Below are 10,357 nucleotides of genomic sequence, written 5' to 3'. Positions count from 1 at the left end.
CGCCCGATGGCATCTACCTGACCTGGAACCTGCGCACCGAACTGGGGGCGGGACCGCTGGCGTTGCTCAAGCTGAGGGACTTCAAGCTGCCGAAGCAGATCTTCATGAGCGAAAGATGAGCGGCGCTGGCGCAGATGGGTCAATAACCGGTCATTTCCAGATACCCCTGCCCGCCATGGCTGCCGCTCAATTGCACCGGCCCTTCCCAGTAGGGAATGCGCAGGCCCATCCAGGCGTTGGGGTTGAGAGCGCTGATGACAATGTCCAGTTGCTTGCCGGGAATCTGGATCGACCAGCGTACAGGCATCGTGCGCCCGGCCACGCGGGCGGTGTCCTGCGGGATGAGGCGAATGTCGGGGCCGTGCAGCAACTGCGTCTGGCCCTGGGCATCGATCCACGTGCCGGTGAGGTAAGGTTCACCGTCCTTTTGCCGCATGCGATAGAGCATCACCTGTTCGCCACTGTCCAGATGCAGGGAAAGCCAGTCCCAACCGGTCTGGTTAGCGGTCAAAGGCTGGCTGCTCCATTCACGGTCGAGCCAGGCGGGACCGCTGACCTGATACGTCTTGCCGTCGATCTGCAGCGTGCCGCTGGCCTGGAAAAACGGCTGGCTGTAGTAATACGACGCCTGGCCTTCTTCGGATTTCTGGCTGAAGCCTTTGTCCCCTTGCAACACCAGCGGCCGGCTCGATGTCAGCCGCAGTTGATAGCTGAAAGCCTTGTCGCGGGCACTCAGTTGCAGGTCGGCCAGCGGGTCGCCATCGCTCGATTGGCTGCTGAAACGCCAATCGTCGATCCACGCATTGAACGGCGCCAGGCTGACACCGGCCTGGCCGACGCCGCCACGGGCATAGCGTTCGGCAGCATGATGCACCGTCGCCGAGGTCACGGCCGCATGACCGAGCCAGATCGTCTGGTTTTCCCAGCCCGCCACTTCGGGCGTGACTTTCAAGGCGCTGCGAAACAGCGTCCATTGCGCGCCGAACTCGTTGCCCTGCCCGTCCTTCAGGTTGGCGGTGACGTACCACCATTCGATGCGAAATCCATCGTGGGGACCGTGATCCGCCGGGAAGCTGAACACTCGACCGGGCATTACCGGCGTAAACGCCGCCGCTTGATTGCCCATCCCCGCAAAGCCTTTTTCCGCCGGCGCCGGGTGATCGCAGCCCGCCAATAGCAGCGCCAACAACATGAGCGAATTAATCCTCATGGGCAAACGTCCTCAGCAGGTCCGCCGGCCGGGTGCGATACAAGGAGTACAACGGCCACGCCGAAGCCAGCAAGGTCGCCAGCAGTGCCAGCCCCATCAACTGCAGCAATTGCAGCGGAAATACCCGCAACGGCAAGCGCCAGCCGAAGGCCTGGACGTTGATCACCGTGTCCAGGCACCAGGCCAGGGCGATGCCCAGCGGCAACGCCAGCACCAGCGTCAACACCGCCAGCAACCAGGTCTGGCCGAGGTTGAGCAACATCAGTTGCCGACGCGTCACGCCCAGCGCCCACAACGGCGCCAGTTGTCCGAGGCGGCTCTGGCTTTGGGTCAGCAGACTGATGAACAGCGCCACGCCGGCCACGCAGAGGGTCAAGCTGTTGAGGGCGGCGGTGGCGGCGAAGGTGCGTTCGAACACCTGCGTCGACCAGCCCTTGAGCCGGGCCTGATCGACAATGCGGCTGTCTTCCAGCGTGAAACGCGCTTGCAGTGCCTTCACGAACGGAGCAATCGACGCCGGCTCGATGCGCAGGTTGAAGCGATTGGGCGTCAGTTGCGGCCAGCCGCGCAGCAAGTGATTGACGTTGACCAGCACGTGCCCCTTCGGATTGCCATAGTCGGCATAGATCCCGACGATGCGGGGCGACCATGGGCCATTGGGCGTGGCAATCGTCAGGTGATCACCCAGCCGCACTTTCAGGCGCCGGGCCAGTTGTTCGCTGAGCATCATTGCATCGTCCGTGGCCAGGCGCTCCCAGGGTGAGTCGCCCAAGGCTTCGAGCAACGGCCAGTGCTGGCGATAGGTCGGGTGATCGATGACGCCAAAAATATCCGTGGGCCAGCCTTGCAGCTGGATCGACACCTGCCAGTTGGGCAACACCGCCGTGAGTTGCGGCTGCTGCTTGAGCCAGGTGTGCAGTTCCAGTGCCTGGGCCGGATTTTGCGGATTGAGGTAGAGCTCGGCGGTCAGCCGTTGTTCGAGCCAGTTGCTGAAGGTCTGGCGGAAACCGGCGGTCATGCTGCCGGCGCCGATGTTGGCCGCCAGTGCCAGCAACAGCGCCATCAACGCCAGGCTCAAGGCGGGCAGTTGCTGGCGGCAATCGGCGACGAACCATTGACCGAGTACGGACCGAGTGCGACCGAGCAGCCCGTTGAGTACGGCATTGAGTACCACCGGTAATGCCAGTGCGGCGCCCAGCAACAGCGCGGCCAACAGCACGAAGCCGCTGGCCAGGCTGTCACCGCGCAGCAACGCCAGCAAGGCGATCGCCAAGGTCAGCGCCGCCACCCAGCCCTGGCGGCGCAACCAACGCGCGTGGGCCTGATGCCAGGCCTGCGGATCGGCCAGGGCCAGCAGCGGCAAACGCGCTGCCCGCCATAGACTGTTGGCGCCGGCGAGCAACGCGCCGAGCAGGCTCAGGCCGATGCCGCTGAACCACCACCACGGGCTCAGGCTCAAGCGCCCCGCCACTTCGGCGCCATACAAGCCGCGCAGGCTGGCGGCAACATCAGGCAGCAGCATGCCGGCCAGCAGGTAACCACTGACCACACCGGCCATGCCCCCAAGCAAGGCCAGCACACCCAGTTCAACCGCCAGGCTGGCGATCAACATCCGCGCACTGACGCCACAGGCGCGCAATGTTCGCAGCAAGCCGCGACGCTGTTCCAGCGCCAGCCCGATGGCGGCATGCACAATGAACAGGCCGACCACGAAGGACAGAAACCCCAAGGCATCCAGGTTCAGATGAAAGCTTTCGGTCAGGCGCACCAGATTGTTTTCTTCACCGCTGCTCTTGAATTGCAGTTGGCCCTTCAATGAATCGGGCAGGGTCGCGCTGAAGTCCTTGGGCAACAGCAGGCGCGACAGTTGATCCGGCAAGCCGAGTACCCGCTGGGCAAAACCGATATCCACCAACAACACCCCCGGCGCCATGTCTGCCTGAATGTGCAACGGCGGTAACGCCTGACCATTCACCGCCAAAGGACGATCGCCCTCCTTCAGCCCCATCGTTTGCAGGGTCTGCGGCGAAATCCAGGTGCTGCCGGGTGGCGTGAAAAACTCGACGACCTGCTCAATGGTCAACGCCTGCCCGGCCACGACGCCACCCGCCGGCAGCGACACCGGCTCAATGCCCATCAGTTGCAGACGCTGATCCTCATGGCCCTTGAGCGTCAACCGCCCCTGCAATACCGGTGACACCGGCCAACCGGCACGGCGCAGATCGACAAACCATTGCTGCGGGAAGGTCGCGGAAGTGGGGGAACTGAGGCTGGCCTGGGGTTCGCCGCCGATCAGTTGACTGGCCCGGGCATAGCTGTCCCGCGCCTGACTGTTCAGCGCCTGCACGCCAGTCAGCAGACTGGTGGCCAGCCACAGCCCGGTCAGCACGCTGAAAAACTGCACCGGGTGCTGGTGCCAGTGACTGAGCAGTGCGCGCAGGGTTTCGCGAAAAATGCGCACCTCAGCGCCCGTCCACACCGGCCAGGCGACCACCGTGCAGCACCACTTTTTCCGCCAGCCGTGCCGCGACGCTGGGACTGTGGGTGACCATCAACAGGGTCGTGGGGCTGTCATCGAGCAGTTCCAGCAACAGCTTCAGCACCTCGTCGCTGGTGGCCTCATCCAGGCTGCCGGTGGGCTCGTCGGCCAGCAGCAGTTTCGGTTGCGAGGCCAACGCCCGGCCCAGCGCTACCCGTTGCTGCTGGCCTCCGGAGAGTTGCTCCGGATAACGCCGCAGCAGATCCCCCAACCCCAGGCGTTGCACCAGATGCGCCTGCCAGCGCGGATCATGGCGCCCGGCAAGCCGCGCCTGAAACGCCAGGTTGTCCTCCACCCGCAAACTGCCGATCAGGTTGAACTGCTGGAACACTAGGCCGATTTCCGTGCGTCGCCAGTTCGCCAGTTGCCCTTCGTTCATCCGTTCCAGCCGTTGTTCGCCGCTGCGGATGCTGCCGCGATCGACCTTGTCCAGCCCGGCGATCAGGTGCAGCAAGGTACTCTTGCCACTGCCCGACTCACCCATCAGTGCCAGGCTGCTGCCGGGCTTGAGGCTCAGGTCGACGCCTTGCAGCACCGGCAATGGGCCTTGTGGCGTTGCGTAACTTTTGAAGACGTCCTGGACTTCAAGCATGGGGGGAGGCTCGTTGAAAGCAGTGAGCCTAGGATAGCGGACGGCAGCAGCACCGCGTCATTGTTCTTCGCGAGCAGGCTCCGGGCGGCGTTCCGACGAAGAGGCCGGATCAAACGACCAGGATCTCACTGCCCCACCGCCACGCTCGCCGGTGCCTGCGACGGCGTCACGATGCTGTTCAAGTCAATGTACTTCCATTCAGGCTTGGCCCCCAGCCGCGCATTGAACCGATAGTTGAACGTGAATTCATCCGCCGTCGGCACGCTCAGCGGTTTGCCATACACCGCCTCCACCCCTGCCAGGTCGTAACCCATCACCTGTAGCAAGGTCGGGAAGATGTTGTAGTGGCTTGAGCGGTCCTTGTTGCCGGCAAGTGCAGCCTGCCAATCGAGGGTCTTCAATCCGCTGCCCTGAATCACCACCAGCGGCACCAACCCTTCCTCTTCCACCGGGTCGCCGCCGCAATGGGTGTTCAATCCGGGGTTGCCCCGCTCATGCAGGTCCTGTCCATGATCCGAGGTGTAGATCAGCAAGGCACTGTTCAAATTCGCCTGGGCAAATACCCGTGAAAAAAACTCCCCAACGTTCCACAACAGCGTGTTCTTGTAGGCGTTGCGGTACAGCACCCAATCGTCCGGCTGACCGTTGAAACCGTCTCGCTCACCGGTGTCCGCCACTTCGAGGAACTGCCCCCGTGGCAATGTCGGACGATAAGCCATGAACGCGTCCGGGTACTTGTCGTGTACCGGAAAATGCGCCCCGACCTTGTTGAGTACGACCAGTTGCGGCTTGTCGTCATTGAGCAGTTCGATCAACTTCGCCGCTGCGGCCATGTCACGCTCGCGCACGCTGGTCTGGTCGAATTGCACGAACTCATCGATGTCCTTTTTCTCGGTTGCGTTCATCAGGTTCTGTAGATTGCCGCCGGTGCGCTGGGCATCGATGTAGACCGTGCGCAGGCCGGCCTTTTTCGCGTACTGCCAGATCGACGGCAGTGTGCTATTGATCCGTACGTAGTCGGCGCGGGTGCCGCCATAGCGCAGGGTGACGTTGGTGTCGACGCTGCAATTGGCGATCGAGGCGGCGTAGCCATAGTTGTAAATCTCTACGCCCGGACGCGATTCTTTGAGATTGCTGTGCACACCGAACGGCGCATTGATGTCCAGGTAGTTGCCGGAAATGCTCTCGTCGATGACCAGCACAATATCGTGACCCACCGGCTGATCGACGCGCGCCAGGCTCACCGGTTCGCGCGGGCCGACGGTGTTGTGCAGGGATTCATAGGCGAACAGGTTCAGGTAGGCCAGCGGCGTGTACATTACTGGCAGGCCCCGCGCGCCCTCCCCGGCGCGCACGAACAACACGGCACTGAGCAACAGCACACCCAGCAGCGGTGCCGCCACCAACAATGCCCCTGGCACAGGCATACGCCGGCGCGGCTTGAGGCCAATGCCGAACAACAGCAGCAAACCACCGAGTACGCCGCTGATGATCGCCCCACGGTACTGGTACAGCGCCTCTTCGATGAAGCCACCGGAATACACCAGCGAGACAAAACTGCTGTAGGTCAGGTAATCGGCGGTAACCCGCGAATAAACATCAAAGAACACCGCAGAGCCAAACATTGCCAAGGCGAACAGATGACGAATCAGAGTCTGGCGAATATAGGCCGTCATGAATAACGCAACTGTCAACACGACGAACATGCCGACAAACAACACTAGTGGGAAACTTAATCCGATTGCGCTGATACGACCAAAGTAATAGTCGTAATAGGTGAGCAAATAGACAGCAATCAGAATTTCTTTGAAGTATCGAATCATTATTTTGACGCCGGTTATTTATCACTATGACAAGAAGGTCGTCGGCCATTTTTTGACACTAGCATCGAGCCATCAAAGTGCAAGAAACGTCAAAAAATCAGCTGAAAGCGTCAAAAAATAATCGTCTCATTTCTGACACACTAAACGGCCTACAGCCCTTGTATTTCAAGCCTTACGACCGTTTATCGCTTTGTTGAAAATCTTCGCGATCGCTAAAAAATCCGGCTAAGCCAGCAGGGCCGAGCGTTTGATGGCAAATGGCCCCCCAAAACTGGGGGTGTATTAGCTCTTTAACATGTCAGTTTGCTGACATGTTTTTCCAAGGCTGGGCTATACCCCTTTTGACAGTCTCATTTCTGATCTTTCCACCGACTTACGAGGCACGCCAATATGGACGTGAGCGTATTTGGTACGGGCTACGTTGGCCTTATACAAGCCGCGGCACTGGCGGATGTTGGACATCGCGTCTTATGTGTCGACATTGATCCGAACAAGATCAAACAGTTGCAACAAGCTGTTCCACCAATTAGTGAACCGGGACTCTCCGGTACACTGGAAGAAAACATCAAGGCCGGCCGGTTACTCTTCTCCACCCAGGCCAGCGACGCCGTCGAACACGCCGAGTTGATCTTCATTGCCGTCGGCACGCCCGCCGATGAAGACGGCTCCGCCGACCTCAGCCATGTACTCAATGTAGCGCGGCAGATCGCCAGTTTCATGGAGGCCGATCGCACCCTGATCATCAAGTCCACCGTGCCGGTCGGCACCGCGGACCAGGTCGCGGCGACCGCCCTGCAAGAACTGCAGCGCCGGGACAAGGGTTCGCTGCAGGTGCGGGTGGTATCCAACCCGGAATTTCTCAAGGAAGGCAGTGCCCTGGCCGATTGCATGCGTCCGGACCGGATCATCATCGGCACCGGCGACGACACTGCCCGCAACCAGATGAGCGAGTTGTACGCGCCCTTCTGCCGCAACCATGAAAAGCTCATGTTCATGGACAACCGCAGCGCCGAACTGACCAAGTACGCTGCCAACGCGATGCTCGCCACGCGCATCAGCTTCATGAACGAACTGGCCAACCTCACCGAGCTTTTGGGGGCCGATATCGAAGCGGTGCGCAAAGGCATCGGCTCGGACCCGCGCATCGGCTACCACTTCATCTATCCCGGCTGCGGCTTCGGCGGCTCGTGCTTCCCCAAGGACCTGCGCGCCCTGCTGCACACCGCCGAACACAACGGCATGCCGCTGCGTCTGTTGCGCAGTGTCACTGACGTCAACGACAGCCAGCGCCAAATCCTGTTCAGCAAACTCAAGGCGCAGTTCCCCCAAGGGCTGGCCGGCAAATCCATCGCGATCTGGGGCCTGGCCTTCAAGCCCAACACCGATGACATGCGCGAAGCGCCCAGCCGTTACCTGATGGATGCGCTGTGGGCCGAAGGCGCCAGCGTGCAGGCCTATGACCCGGAAGCCATGTCCGAATGCCGGCGCCTCTACGGCTACCGCAAAGACCTGCACCTGTGCGCCACCCGCGACGACACCCTGGAAGATGCCGACGCGCTGGTGATCTGCACCGAATGGAAGAACTTCCGCGTGGTCGACTTCGACCTGCTGGCAAGCAAACTGCGTTCGCGGGTGATCATCGACGGGCGCAATCTGTACAACCCCGAACATGCGGCAGCGGCCGGCCTGCACTACAGCGGCATCGGCCTGCGCCACGTCGTGCCCGAGGCGTCGCGCCCATGAAGATTCTCGTGACCGGAGCCGCCGGATTCATTGGTGCCCATTGCGTGTTGCGGCTGTTGCGTGACGGGCATCAGGTGGTCGGGCTCGACAACTTCAACGACTACTACGACCCGCAACTCAAGCACGATCGCGTGCGTTGGGTGCAGGAACAGGTCGGCGGTTTCCAACTCGCAACCATTGACCTGGCCGATGCCTCGGCCATCGAGACCCTGTTTGCCCGTGAACAACCCGAGGTGGTGATTAACCTCGCGGCGCAGGCCGGGGTGCGTTACTCCCTGGAGAACCCCCGCGCCTACCTCGACAGCAATTTGAACGGATTCCTCAACATCCTCGAAAGCTGCCGCCACCACCCGGTCAAGCATCTGATCTACGCCTCGTCCAGCTCGGTGTACGGCGCCAACCAACACACGCCATATTCGGTGCGCGACGGCGTCGATCACCCGCTGTCGCTGTACGCCGCGACCAAGAAAGCCAACGAGCTGATGGCCCACAGCTACAGCCACCTGTTCGGCATTCCCTGCACCGGCCTGCGTTTTTTCACGGTGTACGGCCCCTGGGGCCGGCCGGACATGTCGCCGATCCAGTTCGCCCGGGCGATCACTGAAGGCAAGCCGCTGAAGTTGTTCAACTACGGCGAACACCAGCGCGACTTCACCTACATCGACGACATCATCGAGAGCATCGCCCGCCTGATCGACCAGCCACCACAGGCCAATGCCGAATGGGACCGCGAGCATCCGGACCCGGCCAGCAGCATGGCGCCGTGGCGAATCTACAACATCGGCGGCCAGCACCCGGTGGAACTCAAGGACTACCTGGCGCTGCTGGAAAAACACCTGGGACAAAAAGCCCAGGTCGAGTTGCTGCCCCTGCAACCCGGCGACGTACTCAACACCTGCGCCGATGCCAGCGACCTGGCCCGCGCCACCGGTTTCCAGCCCCGTATCGAGCTGGATGAGGGACTCGGACGCTTCATTGCCTGGTTCCGCGACTACTACCCACTGCCTATCCCCTACGCGCCGCTCGCGGCTGAATTCCAGCGGAGGACTGCTCAATGACTGGACATGAAAAAGGTGTGCCGATCCAACTGTTGCGCCGTGACAAGCGCCTGGACCCCGAACACCGAATGCGCCTCGACGCGGCGATCCACATGCAGGGTCGCGGCTGGGTAACAGGCCGGCACGGTGGTCGGCCGTGGACGCTGTCGCGAACCAACCGCGTACTCGCCTGCCTCGGTGCACTGGTGATCCTGGTGCTGATCTCCCCGGTACTGCTGGGACTGGCGCTGGCGGTCAAGCTCAGCAGTCCGGGGCCGGTGATGTTCGTGCAGAAACGCACCGGCTACCGCGGCCGCATGTTCGGCATGTACAAGTTCCGCACCATGGTGGCCAACGCCGAGGAACTCAAGGAATCGCTGCGTCACCTGAACAAGCACGGTGCCGACGCCATCGATTTCAAGATCGACAAGGATCCGCGCATCACCGGCATCGGCGGCTTCCTGCGCCGTACCAGCCTCGATGAGCTGCCGAACCTGTTCAATGTAGTGGCCGGCGACATGCGCCTGGTCGGTCCCCGGCCGACCTCGTTCAACGCCTATCGCTACAAAGACAATCACCTTGCGCGACTGAGCATCTACCCCGGCATGACCGGCCTCTGGCAGATCTCCGGACGCAGCAACATCGACTTCGACCAGCGCGTTGAGTTGGACCTCAGCTATATCGCCGAGCAGAGCCTGCTGCTTGATCTGAAGATCCTGTTGAAAACCCCCTTCAAAGTATTCAGCGGCCATGGAGCAAGCTAATGGACGGTTCAACTACCAAGAGTCTCAGCATCGCCAACCCCAGTGAGTCCAACCTTACCTCGACCGTACTCGATCAGGATCTGCGAATCCTGTTCCTGACCGCCGCCACCCCCGGCGCGGGCACGAGTACCAGCGCCCTGGTGCTGGCCAGTCAACTGGCACAAATGAGCAGCGGCCAGGTACTGCTGGTGGACGCCAGCCTATCCTCGACCAACCTCACGCAACAGCTGGGGTTGACCAAGGAACGCGGTTTCCGCGACCTGCTGTTCAATCACCAGAGCCCGCCGCTGTTGCAGGACTGCGTGGTGGACGTGTCGAGCCTGCCCTTTCACATCCTGCCCAACGGCCGGTATGCCCGGGGTAACGAGCACCTGACACCGGAACGCCTGGGGGCGTTGCTCGACGAGCTCGGCAGCCGCTATCGCTTCGTGGTGATTGACGGCGACGCCGTGTATTCGGCCGCCGACACGCTGGTCATCAGCACACAGGTAGATGGCGTGATCATAGTCGTGCGCTCCGAAGACACCCGCTGGGAAGTCGCACAGGCCGCGGTGCAACGCCTGACCCAGGCCGGGGCAAAAATGGTCGGCAGCGTGTTCAACCGGCGCAAGTACTACATGCCCAAGTGGCTGTACAAAAACCTGTAAGC

8 protein-coding genes are annotated in these 10,357 nt (G+C 61.6%); 4 read left to right on the top strand and 4 right to left on the bottom strand.

The features are described 5' to 3' along the window. Positions 1–139: 139 nt before the first annotated feature. From FFS64_RS28830 to FFS64_RS28815, 4 genes are all read right to left on the bottom strand, one after another. Positions 140–1,210 carry a lipocalin-like domain-containing protein gene (locus tag FFS64_RS28830; protein ID WP_137808146.1) on the bottom strand — a complete coding sequence of 357 codons (1,071 nt, stop codon included), beginning with the start codon at positions 1,208–1,210 and terminating at the stop codon, positions 140–142. Continuing rightward, positions 1,200–3,671 (bottom strand): FtsX-like permease family protein, encoded by a 2,472-nt coding sequence (locus tag FFS64_RS28825; RefSeq protein ID WP_137808145.1) that lies wholly within the window; start codon positions 3,669–3,671, stop codon positions 1,200–1,202. The genes FFS64_RS28830 and FFS64_RS28825 overlap by 11 nt, the downstream gene beginning before the upstream one ends. A 1-nt stretch (position 3,672) precedes the next feature. Further along, a complete protein-coding gene (locus FFS64_RS28820) occupies positions 3,673–4,341 on the bottom strand; it encodes an ABC transporter ATP-binding protein (RefSeq protein ID WP_137808144.1) in 669 nt (222 codons plus the stop codon). Between the two features lie 125 nt (positions 4,342–4,466). Beyond that, positions 4,467–6,164, bottom strand: a complete 1,698-nt coding sequence (locus FFS64_RS28815; RefSeq protein ID WP_137808143.1) for a sulfatase-like hydrolase/transferase — start codon at positions 6,162–6,164, stop codon at positions 4,467–4,469. 390 nt (positions 6,165–6,554) lie between these two features. Here FFS64_RS28815 and FFS64_RS28810 point away from each other — a divergent pair, with 390 nt between their 5' ends. From FFS64_RS28810 to FFS64_RS28795, 4 genes are read left to right on the top strand one after another with little or no spacing between them, the layout of a single operon-like run. After that, positions 6,555–7,907, top strand: a complete 1,353-nt coding sequence (locus FFS64_RS28810; protein ID WP_137808142.1) for a UDP-glucose/GDP-mannose dehydrogenase family protein — start codon at positions 6,555–6,557, stop codon at positions 7,905–7,907. Continuing rightward, positions 7,904–8,965, top strand: coding sequence for an NAD-dependent epimerase (locus FFS64_RS28805; protein ID WP_137808141.1), 1,062 nt, complete (start codon positions 7,904–7,906; stop codon positions 8,963–8,965). The genes FFS64_RS28810 and FFS64_RS28805 overlap by 4 nt, the downstream gene beginning before the upstream one ends. After that, positions 8,962–9,708: a sugar transferase gene (locus FFS64_RS28800; protein WP_137808140.1), complete on the top strand. Its 747-nt coding sequence runs from the start codon at positions 8,962–8,964 to the stop codon at positions 9,706–9,708. Before FFS64_RS28805 ends, FFS64_RS28800 begins: the two co-directional genes overlap by 4 nt. After that, on the top strand, positions 9,708–10,355 hold the full coding sequence (locus tag FFS64_RS28795; protein WP_137808139.1) for a CpsD/CapB family tyrosine-protein kinase: 648 nt from the start codon (positions 9,708–9,710) through the stop codon (positions 10,353–10,355). The genes FFS64_RS28800 and FFS64_RS28795 overlap by 1 nt, the downstream gene beginning before the upstream one ends. Positions 10,356–10,357: the final 2 nt, after the last annotated feature.

It is taken from the genome of Pseudomonas sp. G(2018), assembly GCF_005502415.1.
Taxonomy (GTDB): Bacteria; Pseudomonadota; Gammaproteobacteria; order Pseudomonadales; family Pseudomonadaceae; genus Aquipseudomonas.
This window is presented reverse-complemented; position numbering and strand designations above follow the sequence as displayed.

Coding starts and splice junctions, on each gene's coding strand:
- FFS64_RS28815 (WP_137808143.1), bottom strand. CDS start 6,164: ATGATTCGATACTTCAAAGAAATTCTGATTGCTGTCTATTTGCTCACC.
- FFS64_RS28810 (WP_137808142.1), top strand. CDS start 6,555: ATGGACGTGAGCGTATTTGGTACGGGCTACGTTGGCCTTATACAAGCC.
- FFS64_RS28830 (WP_137808146.1), bottom strand. CDS start 1,210: ATGAGGATTAATTCGCTCATGTTGTTGGCGCTGCTATTGGCGGGCTGC.
- FFS64_RS28805 (WP_137808141.1), top strand. CDS start 7,904: ATGAAGATTCTCGTGACCGGAGCCGCCGGATTCATTGGTGCCCATTGC.
- FFS64_RS28795 (WP_137808139.1), top strand. CDS start 9,708: ATGGACGGTTCAACTACCAAGAGTCTCAGCATCGCCAACCCCAGTGAG.
- FFS64_RS28820 (WP_137808144.1), bottom strand. CDS start 4,341: ATGCTTGAAGTCCAGGACGTCTTCAAAAGTTACGCAACGCCACAAGGC.
- FFS64_RS28800 (WP_137808140.1), top strand. CDS start 8,962: ATGACTGGACATGAAAAAGGTGTGCCGATCCAACTGTTGCGCCGTGAC.